The following is a 23659-nucleotide window of genomic DNA, read 5'->3' as shown; positions in this document are numbered from 1 at the left end:
GAGGGGCCTGCATACCGGCAAGGCGATGCCGTTGCCGCAGCCAGGACGGGCAAAACTGCTCAGCTAAATGAGCGCACCAGGCTGCCGACGAGCAGGTTCCAGCCGTCGATCAGCACGAAGAAGAGGATCTTGAACGGCAAGGAGATTGCCGTCGGGGGCAGCATCATCATACCCATTGCCATGGTGATGGTGGCGACGATCAGGTCGATTACCAGGAACGGTAGCATGATCAGGAAGCCGATCTCGAAGCCGCGGCGGATTTCCGAGATCATGAAGGCGGGGACGACGGCGCGCAGGTCGACCTTGTCGTCGACGACTACGGTCTGACCCTTTTCCTTGGCGATATCGATGAAGAGCTGCAGATCCTTGTCACGGGTGTTGGCCAGCATGAATTCACGGAACGGCTCCGCGATGCGCGGCAAGGCCTCCGTTTCCGTGATCTGGTTCTTCATCAAGGGGTCGATGCCATCGCGCCAGGCACGATCGAAGGTCGGCGCCATCACATAGAACGTCATGAACAGCGCCAGCGACACCATGATCATGTTCGACGGCGTCGTCGCCAGACCCATGCCGGTGCGCAGGATGGCAAACGCGATCACGAAGCGCGGAAAGCTGGTGACCATGATCAGGATGCCAGGCGCCACCGACAGAACGGTCAGAAGGCCGAAGGTCCGGATGATCCAGGACGCGGCAGAGCCGTCGATAGGCGTGTTCAGGATGTCAGAGGGAAAACTCTGGGCGCCGGCAATTCCGGACATCGCCGTCATGGCGACTATGAAGGCGATGAGCCGGATCATTTAGCGAATCATTGAATGACGAAGGTTCTGAACATAACGTTGGTTACGCGCCCATCCGAGCGCAGGTCAACCCGTTCCTGGATGTCATCCCTGAGATATTGAAACCCGCGCGGTCCCTGGATCTGCTGCAGCGACACGGTTTTCATATAAGCGGCGATATCCTGGTGGATCTGCTCGGCCACGGCCGGGTCCGGGATACCGTCGAACTGCAACGCCACCTCGAGCCGGACCCAGTTTTCAGAGGGGTAGGCAAGGTTCGTGGTGATCGGCTCCAGCTGAACGACGCCATTGGCCTCCGTCGCGACCTTCGGCACGCCCTCCTCGCCTGTCGCGTTCGGGGCGACCTCCTTCGCCGCGTCCACTTGCTCCTTGGGCGGTGGCGGCGCCAGCATGCCGCCGACCAGCCAGCCGCCGCCACCGGCGACGAGCGTCAGGACAGCAACGATTGCGATCGTGATCACCTTCGACGGTGATTTCGCAGGCGCGGCGGTATCGAGTTCTTCCATCTTGCCGTTCCCTGCCGATCAGATCGGCGAAATCAAATCCATGACCTGCTGACCGTAAGGCGGCTGCTGCACTTCCGTCAGGCGGCCGCGGCCACCGTAGGAAATGCGTGCCTCGGCGATCCGGTCGTAGGAGATCACGTTGTTGGCGTCGACGTCCTGCGTGCGCACGATACCGGCGACATTGAGGATGCGAAGCTCGTGGTTGACGCGTACTTCCTGCGAGCCACTGATCAGGAGGTTGCCGTTTTCGAGCACGCCGGTGACGACGGCGGCGACGAGCAGCTGCAGCTTCTCAGATCGCTCGGTCGAGCCATCGCCTTCGGTCTTGGTGTTCGAACCGTATTTCAGATCACCCGACCAGCCGAAGTCGCTGGCCTCCGACTGACCGCTCGCGCCGATGTTGAAGCCGCTGGTGTTCTTGCGGCTGCGATCGGTCTTGTTGTCGAACGAGGCCTTGTCGTTGATGGCGATCTCGACCGTCAGGATGTCGCCGACGTTCAATGCGCGCGCATCCTTGAAGAGCGCCGACTGCTGATCGTTCCAGAGCGAGAAACCGTTGGAGACCTGGCGTGGCTGCTTCGGATACATCGCAAGCTGCGGCGTCTGCGTATATTGCAGACCGCTGCCGATCGGGCTCATGGCAGGGGCCCGGCCGATCTCGTTGAAAGCCTGGTTCTGACATCCTGCGAGGAGGCCCGCGGCCAATACGGCCGTTAGACGCATTTTCATGATGGTTCCTTCGAGGTGTTCGGATCACTGGCACTCGAGATGATGTTGGTCAGGATGGCCGCCTTCTCATCGCTCATCTCGCTGAGGATCAACGACGACTGGCGCGCCGGTAGCCGCATGACGATGGCGGCGGCAATCTCCGGATTGACCATTTCAAGCTTGCCCGCGGCAGCGTCCGGCTTCATCGTCTTGTAGATGCCGACGAGGCCGATCTCGGCCTGCTTGAGGAAGTCGTTGCGACGCTTCAGCCAGTCTTCGTATTCCTCGCGCCGCTTTTCGAGCGTCGCGATCCGGTCGTCGACATTGGCCTGAAGCGTTTCCAGTTCCTTGCGCTGCAGGACATAGCGCTGGTCGCGGGCAGCGTCAGCGATATTGGTGCAGAACTGCTGGATCTCGTTGGCCGTCGCGTTGCCGGCTGGCGGGGCTGTGACGTCCTGGGCAAAGGCGCCGGGCATCGCCAGCATCGACGCGACGGCGACTGAGGCGAGCAGGATGTTGCGGGATCTTCCGAGAAAGCGGTCGATGTTCATCATTGCAGGACAAGCTCCGCTTGAAGGGCCCCAGCCGTTTTGATGCTTTGCAGGATGGCAATGATGCCATCAGGCTTGACGCCGATGTTGTTGAGACCGGCAACCAGAGACCGGAGGCTGGACCCGTTGAGGATCGCGACCGTGCCGCCGTCGGACTGGGCCTCGATCGTGGTGTTCGGCTCCATTGCCGTCTGGCCGCGAGCGAACGGCAGCGGCTGAACAACCGTCGGCGTCTCGCTGACCTGCACGGTCAAGGTGCCGTAGCTGACAGCGACCTCGTTGACGCGCACATCCTGCCCGATGACGATCGTGCCGGTGCGTTCGTTGATCACGACCCTTGCCGGAACATCGGTTTCGATGACGATGTTTTCGATATCCGCCATCAGCCGCGCCAGATCCGCCATCTTCGGCTTTTCGACGAGAACGGCTTGAGAATCGCGGGCCTCGGCGATACGGCCGCCATATTGCCCGGCGGCATATTTGTTGATCGCGGCGGCCATGCCGACCGCGGTGGAAAAGTCGGGGTTGCGCAATTGCAGCACGAGGTTGAAGCCGTCCTTGAACTTCGACGGCAGTTCGCGCTCGATGATGGCGCCGTTCGGCACGCGGCCGGAGGTGGTAACCCCCTGGTTGAGCGACGCGGCGTCGCCTTGCGCCGTGAAACCGGTGACGACGACGGAGCCCTGGGCCACCGCATAGATCTGACCGTCAGCGCCCGAAAGCGAGGTCATCACCAGGGTGCCGCCGCGAAGCGAGGTGCTGTCACCGAGGGATCCGACCGTGACGTCGACGCGGCTGCCGGGACTGGCAAAGGGCGGCAGGTTCGCGGTGACGAGAACGGCCGCGACGTTGCGGGTGCGCGATTCTCCGCCCTGGGTCGAGATCCCCAGGTTTTGCAGCATGGCGCGCATCGACTGATCGGTGAACGGCGACGAGCGCAGGCTGTCGCCCGTTCCCTGGAGGCCAACGACGAGGCCGTAGCCGATCAGCTGGTTGTCACGGCCGGCCTGCAGCGAGGCGACGTCCTTGATTCGCGACGCGCCAAAGGCAGGCGTCATCGCTGTAGACAGCGCGACGGCCAGCGTCAGGAACCATTTGCAGGCAAGCATTTTCATTTCGCCACCACATGTATCGTGCCGTCGGCCATCACCGTTCCGGAGACGATAACGCCAGTATCAATGTTACGAGCCCGGATCAGATCGCCGATTGCGGCGTCCTGAAGGGGCGAACCGGCCGCGCTGATGGTGAGGCCACCATTGCTGAAGACCAGACGGACGGTGGAGCCGCGCTCGACTGCGTATTGCTCGCGCAGGGCCGAGGCCAGAATGACGCGGCCGGGCAGCAGCGTGCGCTTGCTGACTTTGCCGTCGATCTCGCTTAACGTCCTGATGTAGCCGTCCGTCAGATCGGGGTTGGTCACATCGACGACCTCGAGCCGGCTAGCGTCGATCGCTTCGCCGGGGTAGATCGTCTGCTTGGGGATGACTGCCGTCAGCCGTTCCGCAAAGCCTGCCGAAGGCGACAGGAAAGCGGCGGCAAGCAAAACGCCCGCCACCACGTGCCGCGCGCCTGGCGCGGAACCGTCTTTCTGAGCTGTCATGCCAGCGGCTCGGCGAAACGTCATGTTTGCCCCCTCTTCCGTTACCTGAGGTTCTTGCTCACCGTAGCCGCCATTTCGTCTGCGGCCTGGATGATCTTGGAGTTCATCTCATAGGCGCGCTGGGCCGAGATCAGGTCGGTGATTTCCTTGACCGGATCGACGTTCGACGCTTCGAGATACTTTTGCTTGATCAGCGCAAAGCCCGGATCAGCCGGCGTGCCAACGATCGGCTCGCCGGAGGCAGGCGTCTGCTTGAAGAGGTTTTCGCCCTGCGGCTCGAGGCCCGCTTCATTGACGAAGTTGGCAACCGTCAGCTGGCCGATTTCCTGCATCGCCGGATCGTTGCCGACGCGCACCATGACCTGCCCGGAACTGGTGAAGGCGATTTCGGTAGCGTCCTGCGGAACGGTGATGCCGGGCACGACGGTGTAGCCGTCAATGGTGACGAGCTGGCCCTGGGCATTCTTGTTGAAGGCGCCGGCACGGGTATAGACCGTTTCGCCATCGGGCGTTTCCACCTGGAACCAGCCGCGGCCGACCAGTGCGAGGTCGTAGTCATTGCCGGTGCTGACGAGGCTACCCTGGATATGCAGGTTGCGCACGGCAGCCGTCTGGACGCCGAGGCCGATGATCGCGCCTTCCGGAACGATCGCCTGGTTGGAGCGGTTCGGCACGCCCTGGGCGCGCTCGGTTTGATAAAGCAGGTCGGAAAACTCTGCGCGGGCACGCTTGTAGCCGGTCGTATTGATGTTCGCGATGTTGTTCGCAATCACTTCAAGGTTCAGCTGCTGGGCGTTCATGCCGGTTGCGGCAATGGAAAGGGCCTTCATGTCTCGTTCCTTAGATCTGCATGCGCGCGATTTCGAGGTAGGCGGTCACCACCTTGTCGCGGATCGCGATTGCGGTCTGAAGCGACTGCTCGGCATTCATCACCGCATCGACGACTTCACGGGTGTTCGCCTGGCCGCGGATGCCGTCGAGCGAGGCACCTTCGGCCTTCTTCATGGCGCCGATGGCGTCCGTCGCCATGTCGCCGAGAACCGAGGCGAAGCTCTGGGATTGGGGGGCTGCGGGGGCCGCGGCAGCTGCGCCGAAGACCGACGACGAAGAGGACGTAAGGCGGGTACCCTCGGCCTCTTTCATGACCGAAAATGCGCCGACTGAATTAATTGCGTCGATCATTATTGTGATGCTCTCAACAGGTCGATTGTTTGGGAAACCAGGTCGCGCGACTGCTTGATCGTCTGCAGGTTGGCTTCATAGGCGCGGTTGGCTTCGCGCATGTCGGCCATTTCGACCAGGATGTTGACGTTCGGCATCTTGACCATGCCCTTCTCGTCGGCCGCCGGGTTGCCCGGATCGAACTCGATGGTGAAGTTCGAATCATCCGTGCCGAGCCGCTCGATTTCGACGAGCGACGCACCGCTGGCCCTGTCGACCTCGGCTGCAAAGCTGATGGTCTTGCGCCGGTACGGATCGGCGCCCGGGACGTCGCCCGAGGAGCGTGCGTTGGCGATATTTTCGGAAACGATGCGCAGGCGGGTCGATTCTGCCTGCAGACCGGAGGCCGAGACCTTCATGGCCGAAGTCAAAGGATCCATGGTTGTTACTTCCGTACCGTCATGAGCATCATTCGGTGAAACGCTTTGACGAGCCCGGCACTGAGCTCGTAGTCGCGCTTGATCTCACCTGTCTTCATCATTTCCTGCTCGATCGCGACGCTGTTGCCGGATTGCTGGATCTGAACGCCGTCGAGCATGCCGACCTCGGCCACCTGCGAGGCTTCGAGGCTCTCGGTGAAGTGGGCCTTGTTGGTGGCGGCCATCTGGATGCCGGTGTTTTGCAACACGCTTTCGAACGGCTTGACGTCCTTGGCCTTGTAGTGCGGCGTATTCGCATTGGCGATGTTGCCGGCCACCACGTTCTGGCGGACGGTCAGCCACTGGGCCTGCCGGGACGCGAGTTCGAAAAGCTGAATCGGTTGCATCAAAAGCTCCATGCTTGGTGATGCGAACCTAGGTGGGTAATCTTGCGTGGGACTTGTCGTTGAAAACGGCCTCGTCGCAGACCACGCGATACGCGAGAATTGCGCACGATATTATCCGCCGCGGATGGCGATCAATCCGCAACGGAGAAGGACTTCGACAAAATGTTGTGGCTGTTCAGTCGGCCCGGTAGATGTCGCCGTTCGAGGTGATCATCACCCAGCGGCCGTCACGCTCTTCAAGCGTCGCCAGACGGCTGTTGTCAGGCAGGATCGAGCCGATGCGCACGATGTACATGCCAGCCGTATCCTCGATCAGAGCGCGGCCATTGGCGACATGCATCAGCTTGAAGCCGGATTTGCCCGGGAACGGCTGCTCGAGCCCTTCCTTCGGTGCCGTCCCCTCGGCCGCGGGACCGCCGCCAAGGCTTGGCACCGTGGCAGTCGTCAGTTGGTCGATTGCCGCGACGGTCTCGCCGTCCATGTCGGACATTGCCAGCGGCGAGACGGACAGAACATTGCGCGCCGGCTTCTCCGGCAGATCGCGCGTCGATCCCTGCCACAACGGCGGCATCGTGAACTTGTCCTGGTTGAAGAAGGCATACCAGGGAAAGAAAGTCGCAAGTGCGGCCAGCATGATGCCGGTCGCAGCCAGCGCCTTGTCGATCATCGGCATGCCGCCTTCGCGCTTGCGCTGATGGATCGTTTCGTCCGCGTCGTAATCCGTCACACCCATCACCTCGGCCTCATCCCTGCAGCACCCGGCTGATTGCCCATCGCAGCGGCTTTCAGCGCGCCGGCAAGATCGGAAAATGCGTCCTGCGTCGGCGGTTCACCCGCCGTCTGCGTCAGGACGTCGTAGATGACAGGAACCTGCTTGATCGCCATGTCCAGATCGGGGTCGCCGCCTGGGCGGTAGCCGCCGATCAGGCGCAGGTCGCGCGTTTCCTCGAAGCGGTGGATCAACGCCTTCAGCCGCGACACCAGCTTTTCCTGGTCCGGCGTCCAGGCCTTGCGCGCCAGACGGGAGATCGACGCCAGCGGATTGATCGGCGGATAACGCCCTTCTTCCGCCAGGCTGCGTTCGAGCACGATGTGACCGTCGAGAATGCCGCGGGTCGAGTCGGCGATCGGGTCGTTGTGGTTGTCGCCGTCCACCAGGATCGAGATGATCGCAGTGATGGTGCCGGCGCCCTCGGCGCCCGGGCCCGCACGCTCGAGCAGGCGCGGCAATTCGGTAAAGACCGAAGCGGGATAACCACGGGCGATCGGCGGCTCGCCGGATGCGGTCGCCACTTCGCGGATGGCGTGGGCAAAACGGGTGACACTGTCGACGATCAACAGCACGTTGTCGCCGTTGTCGCGATAATGCTCGGCAATGGTGACGGCAGTCAGCGGCGCCATCTTGCGCAGCATCGGGCTTTCGTCGCTGGTGGCGACAACGGCAACCGACTTGGAGAGATTGTCGCCGAGTGTGTCTTCGATGAATTCGCGCACTTCGCGGCCACGTTCGCCAACCAGCGCGATGACCACCTTGTCGAAAGCATCGGCGCGCGCCAGCATCGACAGCAACGTCGATTTGCCGACGCCGGAGCCGGCAAAAATGCCGAGGCGCTGCCCGAGGCAGAGCGGCGAAAAGATATCGATCGCGCGCACGCCGGTGCGAAAGCCGTGCTCCACGCGCTTGCGGGTCATCGACGGCGGTGCCGTGTTGGAAATCGAGCGGCGAACGTCACCCTGCAACAGCGGACCGAGGCCATCGATCGGCTCGGCCAGGGCATTGATTGCCCGGCCGCACCATTGGTCGGTCGGCGCGATGCGGAAGGCACCCTTGCGGATGACGGTATCGTGGATGCCGATGGGGTCGCCCGGTTCGATCGGGCAGACGACGACGCGCTCGGGCTCGACCCGCACGACTTCGCCGAGATGCGTACCGGTCGAACTCTTGTGCGCCACGAAATCACCAAGCCGGACATGCCGCGACAGGCCGGTCACGGTATAGTGGCCCGGCGAGATCGTCTGGACATGACCGCCCGGCGCGATCGAATGTTCGGGTTTGGCGTAGCGCTCGACCAGGCCGGCAAGGGCAGCCAGCGATGTCGATGCGGCGCTCGTCTTCAGGCCTTCGCGTTCCATACCGTTTCCTGTCACGCCTTAGCGGCTGCCACCGAGCGTCTTGATCGCTTCACTGAGCGATCCTTCGCTGTCACGCATCAGCGCGGTGATGTTGTCGAAGGCGCGGGTGACCATGATCAGCTGCGACATTTCAGCGACGGCGTTGACGTTGGACTCCTCGAGGAAACCCTGCATGACGCCAACATCGAAGCGATCGACGACCGGTTCGGGCTGGACGGTCGGAAGCACGGCGCTGTTGTCGAGGCGAATGAAACCCTTGCTGAAATCCGCCTGGTAGAGACCGAGCGAGGCCACGGCGACACCATTCTGGTGCAAGGCGCCGTCGGCGCCGACGGTCACCTCGCCGCCCGAACCGTTGATCTGGATCGGCGCACCGCCCGCGTCGAGAACCGGATAGCCGCGAATGGTCACCAGTTCGCCGGTTTCGGTCAGGGTAAAGCGACCGTCGCGCGTTAACGCCGGACCGGAGGGCGTGTCGATCTGGAACCAGGCATCGCCCTTGACGGCAAAGTCGAGCGCGGCCCCGGTGCGTGTCAGCGAACCATTGTTGGTATTGAGAAATTCCTCGCCCTTGCTGACGTAGGAAACCTTCGTCGGCTTGGTATCGCCGAGCATCTGGTTGAACTTCACTTCCGTGCCACGGAAACCGACTGTGCCGGAGTTTGCGATGTTGTCGGCAAGGGTGTTGAGGCGCTTTTCAAGCGCCATCTGCGACGAAATCGCGACGTAAAGACCGGTCTGCACGTTCAGCGTCCCCCGAGTTTCAGACTGTTGATGGACAGGAGCAGGTCGGAAGAGATGCCGTAGCCGCTCGACGCACCGAAAACCGCAAGCGGGTCATAACCGTCCGTTGAATTGTCGATTTCCCAGAGAGCCGTAAAGCGATCGAGAAAATCCGTCAGCTTGGCCGGATCCTGGAAGTCCTTGAGATCGATTGCGGCCTCATAGGCGGCCGCCTGACGATCGACTTCGGTTCCGGCGAATTCGTTCGGTAGCTGCAGCGTCGTGCGCACCACCTGCGCCAGTGCCTCGTCGGCAATGATGGCATAGCCGCTGGTAATCGACGGCGCCATCCGCGCGAAGTAGAGCGCAAGGCGCACGCCGGCGTTCTCTTCGCCGGCACTCTGCTCGAGCGTCTCGCGGGCGTATTTGTCAACGACACCCTTCTGGGCACGATCGAAGGACGTGGCAGCCTCGCCCTGGCGGGCGAAATTCAGCGATTCGACCAGCTGCTTGTAGCGGCTGTCGGTCAGCTTGTTGGCGAACGCATCCTCATTGTCCACGCCTTCGGTCAGCACCTTGCGCATAAACGCCTTGGCGTAACCCATGTCTTCCAGGCCGTGCGCCTTGATCGCGTAGTTATATAGCCGCGTGTCGGCGAAGAACTGGTCGATGGTTTTGATGTCGCCGATCTTCGACAGGTAATACTCGGTCTCGCGGGCGACATCAGGTTCTTTGGCGACACGCTCCAGCGACTTGCCCAAGTCGGCTGTGATCAGCTTGTAGCTCGTATAGGTCGTGGTCACGGTCGGATCGCCCTTAGCGGAATGAGACGGGCGCGACTGGAGAGCCGGCCATACCAAATCCTGACCGGATTGGCTTGCGCGAACCTGTTCCATCACAATGATTCCCGCGACCTAGGCGGCCAGCCTCACACAAGGCAGAGACCTTATCCCGATAGACGAAAATGGGATCGTGACGGGTATCGAAAATGAACATCATCATCGGGCTTCTTGTGACTTTCGGCTGTATTCTCGGCGGCTACGTGGCCATGGGCGGCCATATGGAAGTCCTCAACCAGCCTTTCGAACTGCTGATTATCGGCGGCGCCGGCATCGGCGGCTTCATCATGGCCAACTCCATGAAGGTGGTGAAGGATACCGGCAAGGCTCTCGGCGAAGCGTTTCGCCACAAGGTTCCCAAGGAGCGGGAGTATCTCGATACGCTCGGCGTTCTCTACTCGCTGATGCGGGATCTCAGAACGAAGTCGCGCAACGAGATCGAAAGCCACATCGACAACCCCGAGGAATCGTCGATCTTCCAGTCAGCGCCGACCGTCCTTAAGAACAAGGAACTGACGGCCTTCATCTGCGACTACGTCCGGCTGATCATCATCGGCAATGCCCGCTCGCACGAGATCGAGGCGCTGATGGACGAGGAAATCCAGACCATCACCCACGACAAGATGAAGTCCTACCATGCCCTGACGATCATGGGCGACGCCTTCCCGGCGATCGGCATCGTCGCGGCGGTTCTGGGCGTTATCAAAGCCATGGGCGCGATCAGCGAGGCGCCGGAGGTTCTCGGCGCCAAGATCGCCGCCGCCCTCGTCGGCACCCTGCTCGGCGTTTTCCTCTCCTACTCGATCGTCGCGCCCATCGTCGCCAACATCAAGTCGGTGCGTGAAAAGCAGAACCGCCTCTACATCATCGTCAAGCAGACGCTGCTTGCCTACATGAATGGCTCGGTTCCGCAGGTCGCGCTCGAATATGGCCGCAAGACGATTTCCGCCTATGAGCGTCCTTCGATCGACGCGGTCGAGCAGGAAATGATGAACCCCGGCGGCGGCAGCGAGAGCAAGGCGGCTTGATCCGATGATTGCAGGTACGACAACAAACGTTCATCCCTTCGACAGGAAACTGCTGGCGCGCATGACCGGCGCGCTCGGCGACGACCGCGCGATCGGCAGGGTGGCGCTCGATCTCGGCCATGTGTTCGGCGAATTCCTTCCCGACATCTGCAAGGCGGAAACCGGCCTCGACATCGCCATCGCCTATGCGGGCTTCCGCACCGGACTTCGCAACACTCTGATCGCCGAGCTCGGAAACGGCGTGCTGATCGGCGACGTCTCCTTGCGCAACTGGTGCCCCGACTTTCAGATCAGCTGCGACAGCCCGATCATCATCACCATGGTCGAGGCGCTGCTGGGGGCTGAGCCGACGGATATAGAAGAGCCGCAGCCGCGCACGCTTTCCCCGATCGAAATCGACGTCGCCCAACCGATCTTGGAGAAGATTGCCGACGTGCTGCGCACCGCGGTCAACGCGCCGGGCGGCTTCGAGCCGATCGTAGCGCGCGCGCAGAACAGCGCTGCGCGCGGCAAACCCGATCCTGTTGTCGAGGACGTGCATGCGGCGGCAATCGACATGACGATCGGCTTCGGTCCCGTCCTGTCCACCTTCTCGATCATCGTGCCGCAAAGCGTGCTCTTGAAGACACAGGTCGTGTTTCCAAAAGGCGCCGGGCAGAACCGCAAGCAGAAGACCGAATGGACCGAGCAGATGGAGGAGCAGGTTCGCCGCTCCGCCGTCACGATCGAGGCGCGGATCCGATTGGAGAGCCTGACGCTCGAGACGATCAGCCGTCTCCAGGCCGGCGACGTCATTCCCTTCCACGATGCCCAGGACGTTCGCGTCGACGTCAACGCCAACGGCCGCGACCTCTACGTCTGCGAGTTCGGTCGTTCGGGTGCGAAATATACCGTGCGGGTCAAGGATACCCACGGTTCCGAACAGGACATCCTTCGCCACATCATGAGTTAATTCGGCTCGCCGTCGACAGGCAGTAGGCCTGAGGCAAGCTTCAACTGGAATAGTTCGCACATGGCACCCAAGAAAGCACCAATCAACGAACAGGCCGCAGTCGCTGTCGGAGACATGGAACTCGACCAGGCGATCGACGATCTGCGCGGTGTTCTCAAGAAAGACACGAGCGCGCCGGATGGCTTCGGCGCTGAGTTTGGCAGCGAAGATACGTTCGGCGGAACCGCCGAATTCGGCGGCGATTTCGCGGCTCCTGCCGACGGTCTCGGCGCCTTTGGCGGCGACTTCGGCTCGGACACTTTCGGCAGCGACCTGTCGGCTGCCCCTGCCTCCACCGATTTCGGCGGCGGCAGCAGTTTCGGCGCAAGCGATTTCGGCGCACCGGCATTCGATGCCGGTGAAACCGCCACCGATACGCCGCCCGGCAGCGGCATGACCGCCAATCTCGACCTGATCATGGACATTCCGATCGATGTCCAGATCGTTCTCGGCACCAGCCGGATGCAGGTATCGGGCCTCATGAACCTGACGGAAGGTGCTACGATTTCGCTCGACCGGCGGATCGGCGAACCGGTCGAAATCATGGTCAACGGCCGCATCATCGGCCGTGGTGAAATTACCGTTCTCGAAGGCGACGACACCCGGTTCGGGGTCAAGCTCATCGAGATCAAGGGCAGCAAGAAGTCATAGAACCCAATTATTGGGCGAGGGATGAATCCATGATGGATTTCGAAAGTTTTGAGGCTCAGGCACTTTCCAGGCCTCTCAACCAGACGGATAAGGCAGCGGCTGTTCTGCTGGCGATGGGCAAGACGGTCGCCGGAAAGCTGCTGAAGTTCTTCACCCAGAGCGAACTGCAGGCGATCATTGCCTCCGCGCAGTCGCTTCGGGCCATCCCTCCCCACGAGCTGGAAGCGCTGGTCAACGAGTTCGAGGACCTCTTCACCGAGGGCGCGGGCCTCATGGACAACGCCAAGGCGATCGAGAGCATTCTCGAAGAAGGCCTGACGCCGGATGAAGTCGACGGCCTGCTCGGCCGCCGCGCCACCTTCCAGTCCTACGAAGCCAATATCTGGGACCGGCTGCAGGAGTGCGACCCGGTCGCAGTCGCGCTGCAACTGGCCAAGGAACATCCGCAGACCATCGCCTATGTGCTGTCGATGATGCCTTCAAACTTCGGCGCCAAGGTTCTGCTGCAGCTCGCCGAAGAGCAGCGCCCCGACATCTTGAAGCGTGCCGTCAACATGAAGGACGTCAGCCCCAAGGCTGCATCGATCATCGAGAACCGCGTCATGGAAATGATCGGCGAGATGGAAGCCGAGCGCAACTCCGCCGGCCCGACAAAGATCGCCGAGGTCATGAACGAGCTCGACAAGCCGCAGGTCGACACTCTGCTTGCCTCGCTCGAAACTCTCAGCACCGAATCGGCCAAGAAGGTTCGCCCGAAGATCTTCCTCTTCGACGACGTTCTCTACATGCCGCAGCGCAGCCGCGTTCAGCTCTTCAACGATGTCTCGACCGACATCATCACCATGGCGCTGCGTGGCTCGACCTCGGATCTGCGCGAATCGGTGCTCGCCTCCATCGGCGCACGTCAGCGCCGCATGATCGAATCCGATCTGGCCATGGGCGACGCTGGCATCAACCCGCGCGATATTGCCATTGCCCGCCGCTCGATCACGCAGGAGGCGATCCGTCTCGCCGCCAGCGGTCAGCTGGAGCTGAAGGACAAGGAAGCCCGGGCCGCCTGATCCCTTTCGGACGGCGGGATTGTCTCGCCAGGATGGCTGCTACATCTGCCCCTAGAATGACAACGCAGGCCCTCGGGCCTGCGTTTTTGCGTTGGCGGGCTCAACGCCCCGCATTTCCTGTTGACCCGGCATGATTGCCTCGGCGAGGCTCTTGTCTGGCTTGTTTTCCGGGTTCACTACAGGCAGCGCAAGATCAGCGCTGGCTTGTGGAAACCGGTCGGGAGACTTCCTGTCGCATGTCGGACGATCAGGATAAGGACAGTAAAACAGAGCTCCCGTCGGAAAAGAAGATTTCCGACGCCGCCGACAAGGGTAATCTGCCCTTCTCCCGCGAGGCGACGACCTTTGCCTCGACGGTGGCGATCTACATCTTTTTCGTCTTTTTCCTCGCCGATGGTGCAGGTACGGTCGCAGAGGCGCTCAAGGACATTTTCGAACAGCCGGAGGCCTGGCGGCTGAACAACGCCACGGATGTCGTCGCGCTGATGACGCACCTCGCCTGGAAATCGACCGCACTGCTCATTCCTGCCTTCGTGCTGCTGATCGTCTTCGGCGTCGGCTCATCGATCTTTCAGAACCTGCCGCGGCCGGTGCTCGACCGCATCCAACCGAAGATGAACCGGATCTCGCCGATGGCCGGCATGAAGCGGATCTTCGGCGTTCAGGGCCTGGTGGAATTCGGAAAGTCGCTGTTCAAGATCATCGTCGTGTCGATCTTCGTCGTGCTGGTTCTGTGGAACGACTATTTCGCCACGCTCGACCTGATGTTTTCCGATCCGGTGACGATCTTTGCGACGATGACGTCCGATCTCAACCAGGTAATGATCGTCATCATGCTGGCGACCGCCGTCCTGGCGATCGCCGACATCTTCTGGTCCCGCCATCATTGGTACACCGAGCTGATGATGACGAAGCAGGAAGTGAAGGAGGAGATGAAACAGGCGCAGGGCGACCCGATCGTCAAGTCGCGCCTGCGCTCCATGCAGCGCGATCGCGCGCGCAAGCGCATGATTTCATCCGTGCCGCGGGCGACGCTGGTGATCGCCAACCCGACTCACTATGCCGTTGCCCTGCGTTATGTCCGCGAAGAAAGCGACGCACCGGTTGTCGTTGCTCTCGGCCAGGACCTCGTCGCCCTCAAAATCCGTGAAATTGCTGAGAAAAACGGCATCCCCGTCTTTGAGGATCCGCCGCTTGCACGCTCCATGTTTGCACAAGTCTCGGTCGATAGTGTGATTCCACCCGTGTTTTACAAGGCAGTAGCCGAACTCATTCACAGGGTGCACGCGCAATCGCAACCAAAACGGATGACGTAACGCCGATGAAAAAGTGCGAATTCTCCGAGAGACGGGAACAATTAGTAGCCGAAGCGATCCGCCCAGTGGCGACCGAATTGCGTCTCATCGACGCTGCGGACTTCATCGCTCTCCTGCGGTTCGAATCCTATGCCAGCCTCGCTGACCTCGTTGAATCGGCCGCCGAGCTCTATTTCCTGCCCGGGACGGTCAATTTCGGTCTTGGCGGCAACTACAATCTCGACTGGGACAGCGAGCCGGAAATCGTGCTCGATCTCGAGCTCAAGCCGCGCGGCGTGACCATCTACGTGCGGCTTTCTCTCGGCAACGAAACCGCCGGCATCGAGATCAGCCACATCGCTTTCCAGAATCCGTCGGCCGATCCGGACGAGAACACGGCCTTTCTTGCAAAGAGCCTCGCGGACGCGAAGTTCATCACATCGTATCAGCTGCCACTGGCGAGCTGACCCGCTGTGCCATCAGCTGATGTAACCGAGGCGAATGGCCTTGGCGATCGCCTGGATACGGTTGACCGAATCGAGCTTGGTGGTGGCGGCGCCGAGATAGGCATTCACGGTGTGGACGGAAAGCCCCATCCGCTCGGCGATCTCCTCGCTGATGTGGCCGTCGCCCGCCATCTGCAGGCAAGCGATCTCACGATCGCTGAGCGTCTCGGCCTGCACCATGCGTTTCTCGTCGGCGGCCAAAAGGTCGGTCATGATCGTGCAGCTGCGTCCGTGCAGGTCGACGACCTGCTCGGTGGTCGCGTCGACATAGCTGCCGGCAAAGACGACATATCCGTTGCCCTGGGCACCGAGGCGCACGGGAAAGGCGATGCCGGAATAGGGCAGCTTGCGCCCTTTCAGACGATGGCCGAAGTGTCCGAACTCTGACATCTCCGCCGCCTGATGTTCGCCTGAGCCATTCCAAAGAACGGGCAGCAGCGACGTATCGAGATGGGCCGTCAGTTCCTCGCCGTAGACGGTTATGAGATCGTGGGCATTCGCTTCCGAGGAAATGCCCCAGTTGTCGAGCACGCAGGTCATCTTGCGCACCGCGCCCATGCCCTTGCTGTTGAGGCGCAGGACAGCGAAATGCTTGGCGTTGATCTGGCGCTGCATCGCCTGCAACCGCGTGATCAGGGTCGCTGCGCGCGCCGCTCTGCCGCTGCGGCTGTGCCGCTGGTCGTCGTCATTGCGTCCATTGGCGAGGAAATGGGTCATCGGTCTCGCCTCTCAGACCAGGTTGTTTCGGACGGCGTAGGCGATCGCTTCGGAGCGGGTTCGCGTCGCCGTCTTTCGCATGACGCTGGTGATGTAGTTGTTGATCGTGTTGCGGGAGATCCCGAGAATGACGGCAATCTCTTCGCTCGTCTTGCCCTCGGCGATCCAGAACAGGCATTCCAGCTCGCGTTCGGTGAGTTCGAAGTCGCGATCGTGCCGCACTTCCGCGCGCGTGGTGAAACTTGCCAGGTATCCGGCAAGCAGGGTCACATCGCGCAGGTTCTCCTGAGACAGGATGACGTCCTCGGGAACGAGCAGCATCAACGAGAAGCGCAACCGCCCGACATTGAAGGTGACCGCGCAGTACTCGCGGCTGATACCGCGCGGCAGGTCGATGTCGTCGGGCAACGAATAGAACATTGGCTGCAACACCGAGAGGCACTTCTCAAGCTCGGTGGTCTTGGCGTGAAGCCCGATGACGATGGCCGAAAGGCGCCTGACGATATCGAACGGCCAATCGGAGCAGACGACGAAGTCCAGGCCGTTGTCTTGCGAGAGATCGTATCGTGCCAGGAGATAATGGCTCGCGCCGACATACTCGGTCAGGGCCGCAAGCCCGGTTCCCAGGTTGGCGCGCCCGGCCATGTCGCCCAGCCGCCGGAACAACTGGTCACGCGTGAGCCCGCCACCGCGTATGCGTGTCGACGCTGTCGGCAAAGGCCAGACAGTTATGTCTGCTTGCGAAATGTCCATGATGTCAGCCCCCGTGCCGGATTCACCGCCCTGGAACCTGTGCTTGCACTGTCGCCGCCGACAGCCGGCTCAAGCCGAATATCACCACCAGTCGCAATTCAGGACGCGAATCAACTGTTAAAAATGTACATCCGTCCTCAAAAAAAACCACCGCCATCTTCTCGCTATTTACTTCCCCCACCTTTCGTGAAACGATTCGCAAAGATGCCACTTCGACATTTCCGGATCCCGGCATCCCGCAGCACGCTGCCTTGGCACAGCGTTGATATTTAAAAGAGTTTTTGTTTGCGAATTGCTCCTGCTCCGCTGCCGCATCGATTTTGCACAGCGCCGGATGCAGTGCTGAGCACAATTCCAGCGGAAATGTTGCTGCCCGACGGAGTCGGGAGAATCGTCGAATAGACGCATTTTTTACTTTAGAACCACGCCTGTTGCGGAAATGCACCAGTCATTCGACCGAACAATCGAAGTCTTTCACTATATAAAAACGGAATGCGACATCGATTATTATCGCATGATCGGATTTATATTCCGGTTTATCTATGTATTGAGCACGACGGAAGCAGTAAACTAGCCCGCCCTCCGCAGGCCCGCGGCGACGAACGAATCTACAAATTAAGATCTCGTTAAAGTATTACAATCGCGGGTCGCATTCATGACTCTGACGACGACGTAACGATTCTTGCCGGGAATCCTGCGACAGGGCCCGCCGACCGCAGAGACTCGCACAATATTTGCGCCGGACATGTCGGCATCCGCGCGGCCTCCGCATCACCACCGAAACGAAAAATCCCGCCGAAGTGGCGGGATTTTCCTCGAACAGACGATTTCCGTGTGTAATCAGGCGGCTTTCTCGATAGCCCATTTGCGCAGGATCTTGGCAGCGCGCTCTTCGCTGATCTCGACCATTCGTGCAAGGCGCCTTTCCGGCCCTTCCTTGACGCGGCGGTTGAAGGCGCCGGCGTCTTCGCCCATGCTGAGAAGGTCGTCGGTGCTGTCGAAGCCAAAGTCGGAGCCGAAGCCGTCCATGAGGGCGCCGCCGGCACCTGCCGTCGCAGGGGAGAAATCGGGCAGTTCGAGACCGGCGGACTCATTGGCGAGCTGGCCGGAGCTTCCACCAAGGCCAAGCTGGCGAGCCAGCGGCCGCATGCCCATCCAGACGACCAGGAAGGCGACGACGACGAAGGCGAGCGCATTGATGATGCCGCCGAGATTGCGCGTCAGTGTCTCCATGATGCCAGGACCTGAGACGGCCTGGTCAAGCAATTGCGTCTCGACGAAATCCATCGCGTTCAAGGTGACGACGTCGCCGCGGTTCGCATCGATGCCGGCGGCCGACGATACGATCTTCTGCATCTCCTGGAGATAGGCGTCGATCTTCGCCTGGTCGGCCGGTTCGCCGACCATGGCGGCGAGGCGACCGCGGTTGACCACGACGGCAATCGACAGGCGCTCGACCGTGTAGCTGTTCTTTACGGTCGCGATCGTCTTGCTGTTGATTTCGTAGTTGGTCTGTTCTTCCTTCTTCTCGGCCTGGTCGTTCGACTGCGGGCCGGCGCCGCCGCGTGGAGCAGCCTGCGGAATGTTCTGCTGCACGGTCGCGGCATTGTCCGGCTGCTGCTGGCTGGACTTCTGTTCTTCCTTGGTGACGCGGGTGGAACGCTCGACACGCGATTCCGGATCGAACATCGTCTCCTGGATCTGTTGCGTGTCAGTGTTGAGGCGTGCCGTGACGCTGGTGCGGAAGTTGTCCATGCCGAGGAACGGAGCGAGCGCGTTGTCGATCTTCTTCTCAAGCTCGGTCTGGACGTTCTGAACCACACCCAGAGACTGGTTGAGGGCGCTATTGGCCGGATCGTCTCCCGAAGCGAGAAGCTGACCGGTCGAATCGAGAATGGTGACGTCGTCGACGTCGAGCCCCGGTACGGACGAGGCGACCAGGTGGCGGATGGACGCTGCCGCGCTGCGGCCGACCGTGGCGCTGGCGCGGATCATCACCGAGGCGGTCGGGTTCTGGTCAGCCTTGCGGAAGCTGCCGCGCTCCGGCATGACGATGTGGACGCGGGCGGCGGCGATACCGGAGATCTGCTGGATGGTGCGTCCGATTTCGCCTTCAAGCGCGCGAACCCGAGTGACTTCCTGCATGAAGGAGGTCAGGCCGAGCGAGCCGACATTATCGAAGAGTTCATAGCCGGCATTGGCGCTGCTCGGCAGACCGCGCTCGGCGAGCAGCAGACGGGACTTGCCGGTCATGCCGACGGGAACCTGGATGCTGCCACCATCGGCACCGACGTTGAAGTCGATATTGGCCTCTGCGAGCGCAATGCTGATTTGAGTGACATCGCTTCGCTCAAGCCCGACATAGAGCGTCTCGAACGATGGTCTGTTGACGTAGATACCGGCCCCCAGGACCATGCCGACAGCGATAATGCCGGCGGCGGCCAGCGCTATCAGCTTGCCTTGCCCCAGCCCGGCGAGGTTCTTCGTGAACATCGAAAATTGATTCAACAGACTCATTCTGTTTCCGCACCCAGTATCGCAGGACGTTCAAGCCGGTCATCCGACGAGCGCCCTGCGCAGTTCCAACATTCGGGTTTGATGAGTGTCGTGTGCCCCGTAACGACGTCCAATACACACGAATCCATCAGCCTCGATCGGGACCGTAGGAAACGAAACTTGTGCGAACTTGGCTTTTGCCGACAGCTTCGGCGAATTCGGGGGATATTGCTGGCGAGAAATCAGGATGCATCGGCGATCGATGCGGCCTCGATCGCCGAGGCGCCTCCGTCTTGAACGGAGGCGTGGAAACGTTCTATCCGCTTGTTTTCTCGCATTTCCTGGCGGAAAACCGCCTCGCGCGCTTCCCGGAAATGCTCTTGAGCATACCGCTTTCGAGCGTATCCACCGAAAGCGGACAAGATGCGCCGGTATCAAAGTGCCGAAACGTCCTTGGTGTGTCCTTCCGAACGCTCGGCGACCTAGAATGCTTCGAAGTCGCCTGCTGCCTTCGTCAACGGCTGGGAATGGCCGTGACGCAACATGCCGTTGCCGAGCGCCTTCTTCATGTCGGCGAGCTTGACCAGATTGACGGCGGTTGTAACGTCGACGAGGCAGGTATCGGGGATCGCCGCCGTGATCGTATCGATGAACTCGGCAAGTCCGCGGGTCTTCTGCACGGCCAAATCGATGCCCTGCAGCACCATCATCTCTTCGGGACTGTCGAGCGCCGAGGCGCCTCGACCGCCGAGCAGCTGCGGCTCGATCCGTTCGATGAGATAAGCGACGTCGTGAAGTTCGGTGACCACGCGCATCAACACTTCGGGCAGTGATTCTTCCACGTGCGGCATGTGGCCCTGGTAGTCAGTCTGCATTGTCGGTTCTCACGTGGTTTTTCTAGCGATAGTGCAGGTGTTGGGTCGCCTGCGGGACAAACCCCGCAGGATCAAAAGAATTCGATGGAGCTTTCGACCGGACGCGGCGCCACGACCGGACGCACTTCCAGCTGAACGGTGCGCTGGGTTTCCACGCCTGTCAGTGCGTACTGACGGGCGCGTCCCGACGACGGCCAGTATTCGAGCTTGCGGCCGTGTTCGCCGCCCGTGCTCTCGCCGACGATGCGAATGCCTTCGTCGAGCAGGAACTGCCGGGCAAAGGCAGCGTTCTGCTCACCGACATTCGAGAACCGCGCGATGGTCTTGGCCCCGCCGAAGATCTTGGCTTCGAGCCGATCGCGGCGAGCGCCCTGCTTCAGCAGGCCGTTGATCAACAGCTCCATAAGATGGACACCGTAGCGGGTAGCGTCGCCGCCGGAAGCGGGCGATGACGCCGATCCCGGCAGCAGGAAATGATTCATGCCGCCGACTCCGACCACGGGATCGCGCATGCAGGCCGCCACGCAGGAACCGAGAATGGTCGACAACACCACATTGGGATCGTTGAAGACCTTGTACTCGCCCTGGATGACATGCACGCGCTTACCGACGGCTTCCATGTTCATTTCAACGCCCCAAATACGGCTTCGATGGCGGCCTTCATCTTTTCGATGGTGAACGGCTTTGCCAGCACGTTGTTCGCCCCGAGTGCGGCCGCCTTCTGGACCAGCGCGCGGTCGCCCTGCGCCGTCAGGATGATGAAGGCCGCCTTCTTCGTCGCCGGGTTGGAGCGCACGGCCTGGAGCAGGCCGAGGCCGTCCATCTTCGGCATGTTGAAGTCGGAGATAACAAGGTGATGCGGGTTCTGGGCCATGATCTTCATGCCCTGTTCCCCGTCACCAGCAGCCGTGATCTGCTTGAAGCCCAGCTGCTGCAAGGCATCGCCCAGAAGCAGGCGGCTCGTGACCTGATCGTCGACGATCAGTACTTTGATTTTTTCGGCGATGGACATTATTCGCTTCCTTCCTTCCGGAGCGCCGCTGTCTTCAGTATCTCTTCCCCGATGGAACCGAGGGGGAGCTGCGTTTCGACGGCACCCAATTCATATGCAACTCTCGGCATGCCGTAGACGACACATGTCTTTTCGTTTTGGCCGAAGGTCTTTGCTCCGGCATGCCGCATTTTCAGGAGACCGGATGCGCCGTCGCGGCCCATGCCGGTCAGAATGACACCGATCGCATTGCGACCGGCAAGTTCGGCGACCGAATCGAACAGCACATCGACCGAAGGACGATGGCCGTTGACGGGATCTCGGTCGACCAGACGGCAGCACGGTGCCGTCGGATTGGCCACTTGCAGGTGACGCTCGCCACCCGGAGCCAGATAGACCTTGCCGATTTCCAGCCGCGCGCCGTCGGTTGCTTCCTGCACCGTTGGTGCGCATAGGCGATTGAGCCGCTCGGCGAAGCTCTTGGTGAAGGTGTGCGGCATATGCTGCGTGATCACCGTCGGCGGGCAGTTTGCCGGGAACTTCTGCAGCACGGTGATCAGGGCCTCGACGCCGCCGGTCGAGGCGCCGATCGCGATGATCTTGCGGCCTGCCCGATAGTCAGAGGCACCATTGGCATTGGCTGCAGCGGGTGCTGCCGTCTTGTTGCCGGTGATGATGAACTTGCGCTGCGAACGCGCGGCCGCCTTTACCTTGTCGACGAGACCGGCAAAAGGATTGGGGTCACCCGGAAGCGGCTTTCCGACGCAGTCGAACGCACCGATTTCAAGCGCTGCAATTGTTGCCTCGGCCCCCTTGTGCGTGAGCGTCGAGACCATGATGACCGGCATCGGACGCAGGCGCATGATCTTGTCGAGGAATTCCAGGCCATTCATGTTCGGCATCTCGATGTCGAGGGTCACGACATCGGGATCGAGCTGCTTGATCGCCTGGCGCGCCTCCATCGCATCGGCCGCCTGGCCGACGACGGTTACGCCCGGATCGGAATTGAGAACTGCCGTGATCAGGCCACGCATGGTGGCTGAATCATCGACGACGAGAACACGAGCGGGTGCGGTCATACCCGTCCTCCATGAAACTTGCCGGTATGGCGATAGGTGGTGATGCCGATATTGTCGAACTGCGACTTGGCGTCGCCCGACACGCGCTCGGAATGACCGATGTAAAGATGGCCGTTGGTGCCGAGCATTCCGGCGAAGCGCGACCAGATCTTCATCTGGGTCGGCTCGTCGAAATAGATGACGACGTTGCGGCAGAAGATCACGTCGAACGGTCCCTTGAACGGCCATTGCGCCATCAGGTTCAGTTCGTTGAAGGTGATGAGCTTCTTGACGCGATCGTCGATCTGCCACTTGAAGCGGCCGCCGGAATTGACCTCGTCGAACCATTGCTTGCGCATGGCCGGATTGACCGTTTCGAGTGCGGTAGCGTCATAGGCACCGGCCCGTGCCAGCGCCAGGATCTTCGGATCGATATCGGTGGCGAGAATGCGGAAGTCGTAGTCCGCCGCATTCGGCAGCAGCGACAGCACCGTCAGCGCGATCGAGTAGGGTTCCTGCCCGTCCGAACAGGCGGCCGACCAGATGCGCACGCGACCTCCGGCCTTGGCGCGGGCAATCAACTCCGGCAGAACATCCGTCTTCAGATGCTCGAAGTGATGGTTCTCGCGAAAGAAGCGCGTGAAGTTCGTCGTCAAGTGCGAGAGCATATCGCGCCGGGCGGCGGCACCCGCAGGCGAAGAGACCAGCTGGCAGTATTCGCGGAAGCCCTTGAGACCGAGGTTGCGGATGTGCTTCGACAGCCGGGAATAGACCAGGGATGCCTTGGTTTCGTTGAGGTAGATGCCGGCATCGGCGTAGATCATCGCTGCGATTTCATTGAGATCGCGGCGCGTCAGCGGATACTCGCCGCTTGCCAGGCATTCGTCGGGCGACTGCTTCTGTTCGAGAACGGCCTGGTTTCTCATGCTGCTTCCCTTTCTTCCTGCGGGAAGACAGATTCGAGTTCTATTAGGCAGATCAACCGACCTTCGATCGCGAGCACGCCACGGGCGAAGCTCCTTTCGAATTCGGACGAGATGACATCCGGCGTCGGCTGGATCTTGTCGTCGGTGATCGTCAGGATGTCGGAGACGGCGTCAACGAGCAGTCCGACCACCTGGCTCTTCACCTGGGCGACAATGATGACGTGGCGGACGGTCGGCTCGGCCGGCTTCATGCCGAGGCGTGCCGACAGATCGACGATCGGCAACACCGCACCGCGCAGGTTGATGATGCCGAGCATGTAGGACGGCGCATGCGGCATCGCAGTCGCCGGTGTCCACCCGCGAATTTCGCGCACGGACATCACGTTCACGCAGAATTCCTGATCGCCGACGCGGAAAGCGATCAGCTCTCGTCCGTCCGTGGTCAGATTCTTTGCGGCATAGGTCAT

General features: G+C 61.2%; 30 protein-coding genes. 6 read left to right on the top strand and 24 right to left on the bottom strand.

Features of this window, described 5'->3' with window-relative positions; all coding sequences use genetic code 11:
- Positions 1-59 precede the first annotated feature (59 nt).
- From fliP to HT585_RS02840, 14 genes are all read right to left on the bottom strand, one after another.
- On the bottom strand, positions 60-797 hold the full coding sequence (fliP, locus tag HT585_RS02905) for a flagellar type III secretion system pore protein FliP (protein ID WP_173419001.1): 738 nt from the start codon (positions 795-797) through the stop codon (positions 60-62).
- Between the two features lie 8 nt (positions 798-805).
- Positions 806-1303, bottom strand: coding sequence for a flagellar basal body-associated FliL family protein (locus HT585_RS02900; RefSeq protein ID WP_176351522.1), 498 nt, complete (start codon positions 1301-1303; stop codon positions 806-808).
- A gap of 18 nt (positions 1304-1321) precedes the next feature.
- Positions 1322-2032: a flagellar basal body L-ring protein FlgH gene (gene flgH, locus HT585_RS02895; RefSeq protein WP_173419000.1), complete on the bottom strand. Its 711-nt coding sequence runs from the start codon at positions 2030-2032 to the stop codon at positions 1322-1324.
- A complete protein-coding gene (locus tag HT585_RS02890) occupies positions 2029-2562 on the bottom strand; it encodes a MotE family protein (RefSeq protein WP_176352166.1) in 534 nt (177 codons plus the stop codon). The genes flgH and HT585_RS02890 overlap by 4 nt, the downstream gene beginning before the upstream one ends.
- Positions 2562-3677, bottom strand: a complete 1116-nt coding sequence (locus HT585_RS02885) for a flagellar basal body P-ring protein FlgI (RefSeq protein ID WP_077504333.1) — start codon at positions 3675-3677, stop codon at positions 2562-2564. Before HT585_RS02885 ends, HT585_RS02890 begins: the two co-directional genes overlap by 1 nt.
- Complete coding sequence (gene flgA, locus HT585_RS02880; RefSeq protein WP_176351521.1) at positions 3674-4186, bottom strand: flagellar basal body P-ring formation chaperone FlgA; 513 nt, start codon at positions 4184-4186, stop codon at positions 3674-3676. Before flgA ends, HT585_RS02885 begins: the two co-directional genes overlap by 4 nt.
- 17 nt (positions 4187-4203) lie before the next feature.
- The gene (gene flgG, locus HT585_RS02875) at positions 4204-4992 is read right to left on the bottom strand and encodes a flagellar basal-body rod protein FlgG (protein ID WP_115420949.1); all 789 of its coding nucleotides are present in this window, start codon (positions 4990-4992) and stop codon (positions 4204-4206) included.
- A 10-nt stretch (positions 4993-5002) separates the two neighbouring features.
- Complete coding sequence (gene fliE / locus HT585_RS02870) at positions 5003-5344, bottom strand: flagellar hook-basal body complex protein FliE (protein WP_077504336.1); 342 nt, start codon at positions 5342-5344, stop codon at positions 5003-5005.
- Positions 5344-5763, bottom strand: coding sequence for a flagellar basal body rod protein FlgC (flgC, locus tag HT585_RS02865; RefSeq protein WP_053250468.1), 420 nt, complete (start codon positions 5761-5763; stop codon positions 5344-5346). Before flgC ends, fliE begins: the two co-directional genes overlap by 1 nt.
- Positions 5764-5768: 5 nt before the next feature.
- Positions 5769-6149, bottom strand: coding sequence for a flagellar basal body rod protein FlgB (gene flgB, locus HT585_RS02860; RefSeq protein ID WP_077504416.1), 381 nt, complete (start codon positions 6147-6149; stop codon positions 5769-5771).
- A 175-nt stretch (positions 6150-6324) separates the two neighbouring features.
- Positions 6325-6882: a flagellar protein gene (locus tag HT585_RS02855; RefSeq protein ID WP_176351520.1), complete on the bottom strand. Its 558-nt coding sequence runs from the start codon at positions 6880-6882 to the stop codon at positions 6325-6327.
- Positions 6882-8282 carry a flagellar protein export ATPase FliI gene (gene fliI / locus HT585_RS02850; protein ID WP_176351519.1) on the bottom strand — a complete coding sequence of 467 codons (1401 nt, stop codon included), beginning with the start codon at positions 8280-8282 and terminating at the stop codon, positions 6882-6884. Before fliI ends, HT585_RS02855 begins: the two co-directional genes overlap by 1 nt.
- 18 nt (positions 8283-8300) lie before the next feature.
- Positions 8301-9026, bottom strand: coding sequence for a flagellar basal-body rod protein FlgF (gene flgF / locus HT585_RS02845; RefSeq protein WP_173418994.1), 726 nt, complete (start codon positions 9024-9026; stop codon positions 8301-8303).
- A gap of 2 nt (positions 9027-9028) precedes the next feature.
- The gene (locus HT585_RS02840) at positions 9029-9808 is read right to left on the bottom strand and encodes a DUF1217 domain-containing protein (protein WP_176351518.1); all 780 of its coding nucleotides are present in this window, start codon (positions 9806-9808) and stop codon (positions 9029-9031) included.
- A gap of 185 nt (positions 9809-9993) precedes the next feature.
- Here HT585_RS02840 and motA point away from each other — a divergent pair, with 185 nt between their 5' ends.
- The 6 genes from motA to HT585_RS02810 all read left to right on the top strand — a co-directional run bounded on the left by motA (position 9994) and on the right by HT585_RS02810 (position 15337).
- Positions 9994-10872, top strand: coding sequence for a flagellar motor stator protein MotA (gene motA / locus HT585_RS02835; RefSeq protein WP_077504340.1), 879 nt, complete (start codon positions 9994-9996; stop codon positions 10870-10872).
- 4 nt (positions 10873-10876) lie between these two features.
- Positions 10877-11824 carry a FliM/FliN family flagellar motor switch protein gene (locus tag HT585_RS02830; RefSeq protein WP_176351517.1) on the top strand — a complete coding sequence of 316 codons (948 nt, stop codon included), beginning with the start codon at positions 10877-10879 and terminating at the stop codon, positions 11822-11824.
- 60 nt (positions 11825-11884) lie between these two features.
- On the top strand, positions 11885-12514 hold the full coding sequence (fliN, locus tag HT585_RS02825) for a flagellar motor switch protein FliN (RefSeq protein ID WP_176351516.1): 630 nt from the start codon (positions 11885-11887) through the stop codon (positions 12512-12514).
- Positions 12515-12543: 29 nt separating this feature from the next.
- A complete protein-coding gene (gene fliG / locus HT585_RS02820; protein ID WP_176351515.1) occupies positions 12544-13575 on the top strand; it encodes a flagellar motor switch protein FliG in 1032 nt (343 codons plus the stop codon).
- Positions 13576-13811: 236 nt separating this feature from the next.
- A complete protein-coding gene (gene flhB, locus HT585_RS02815; protein ID WP_176351514.1) occupies positions 13812-14891 on the top strand; it encodes a flagellar biosynthesis protein FlhB in 1080 nt (359 codons plus the stop codon).
- A gap of 5 nt (positions 14892-14896) precedes the next feature.
- Positions 14897-15337 (top strand): hypothetical protein, encoded by a 441-nt coding sequence (locus HT585_RS02810; protein ID WP_176351513.1) that lies wholly within the window; start codon positions 14897-14899, stop codon positions 15335-15337.
- Positions 15338-15349: 12 nt separating this feature from the next.
- On the opposite strand, the gene visR is transcribed toward HT585_RS02810, so the two are convergent.
- The 10 genes from visR to HT585_RS02760 form a co-directional block, all read right to left on the bottom strand.
- The gene (gene visR, locus HT585_RS02805; protein ID WP_176351512.1) at positions 15350-16093 is read right to left on the bottom strand and encodes a transcriptional regulator VisR; all 744 of its coding nucleotides are present in this window, start codon (positions 16091-16093) and stop codon (positions 15350-15352) included.
- Positions 16094-16105: 12 nt separating this feature from the next.
- Positions 16106-16846 carry a transcriptional regulator VisN gene (gene visN, locus HT585_RS02800; RefSeq protein WP_176351511.1) on the bottom strand — a complete coding sequence of 247 codons (741 nt, stop codon included), beginning with the start codon at positions 16844-16846 and terminating at the stop codon, positions 16106-16108.
- A gap of 22 nt (positions 16847-16868) precedes the next feature.
- Positions 16869-17291 carry a hypothetical protein gene (locus HT585_RS02795; RefSeq protein WP_176351510.1) on the bottom strand — a complete coding sequence of 141 codons (423 nt, stop codon included), beginning with the start codon at positions 17289-17291 and terminating at the stop codon, positions 16869-16871.
- 395 nt (positions 17292-17686) lie between these two features.
- Complete coding sequence (gene fliF, locus HT585_RS02790; protein WP_077504349.1) at positions 17687-19363, bottom strand: flagellar basal-body MS-ring/collar protein FliF; 1677 nt, start codon at positions 19361-19363, stop codon at positions 17687-17689.
- A gap of 461 nt (positions 19364-19824) precedes the next feature.
- Positions 19825-20217 carry a chemotaxis protein CheT gene (gene cheT / locus HT585_RS02785; RefSeq protein WP_176351509.1) on the bottom strand — a complete coding sequence of 131 codons (393 nt, stop codon included), beginning with the start codon at positions 20215-20217 and terminating at the stop codon, positions 19825-19827.
- A gap of 71 nt (positions 20218-20288) precedes the next feature.
- Positions 20289-20843: a chemoreceptor glutamine deamidase CheD gene (gene cheD, locus HT585_RS02780; protein ID WP_176351508.1), complete on the bottom strand. Its 555-nt coding sequence runs from the start codon at positions 20841-20843 to the stop codon at positions 20289-20291.
- On the bottom strand, positions 20840-21229 hold the full coding sequence (locus HT585_RS02775; protein WP_025425902.1) for a response regulator: 390 nt from the start codon (positions 21227-21229) through the stop codon (positions 20840-20842). The genes cheD and HT585_RS02775 overlap by 4 nt, the downstream gene beginning before the upstream one ends.
- A complete protein-coding gene (gene cheB, locus HT585_RS02770) occupies positions 21229-22287 on the bottom strand; it encodes a protein-glutamate O-methylesterase CheB (RefSeq protein WP_077504352.1) in 1059 nt (352 codons plus the stop codon). The genes HT585_RS02775 and cheB overlap by 1 nt, the downstream gene beginning before the upstream one ends.
- Positions 22284-23192 carry a protein-glutamate O-methyltransferase CheR gene (cheR, locus tag HT585_RS02765; RefSeq protein WP_176351507.1) on the bottom strand — a complete coding sequence of 303 codons (909 nt, stop codon included), beginning with the start codon at positions 23190-23192 and terminating at the stop codon, positions 22284-22286. Before cheR ends, cheB begins: the two co-directional genes overlap by 4 nt.
- Positions 23189-23659, bottom strand: a complete 471-nt coding sequence (locus HT585_RS02760) for a chemotaxis protein CheW (protein WP_077504418.1) — start codon at positions 23657-23659, stop codon at positions 23189-23191. Before HT585_RS02760 ends, cheR begins: the two co-directional genes overlap by 4 nt.

The sequence above is a fragment of the Ensifer oleiphilus genome, assembly GCF_013371465.1.
GTDB classification, from domain to species: domain Bacteria; phylum Pseudomonadota; class Alphaproteobacteria; order Rhizobiales; family Rhizobiaceae; genus Ensifer; species Ensifer oleiphilus.
This window is presented reverse-complemented; position numbering and strand designations above follow the sequence as displayed.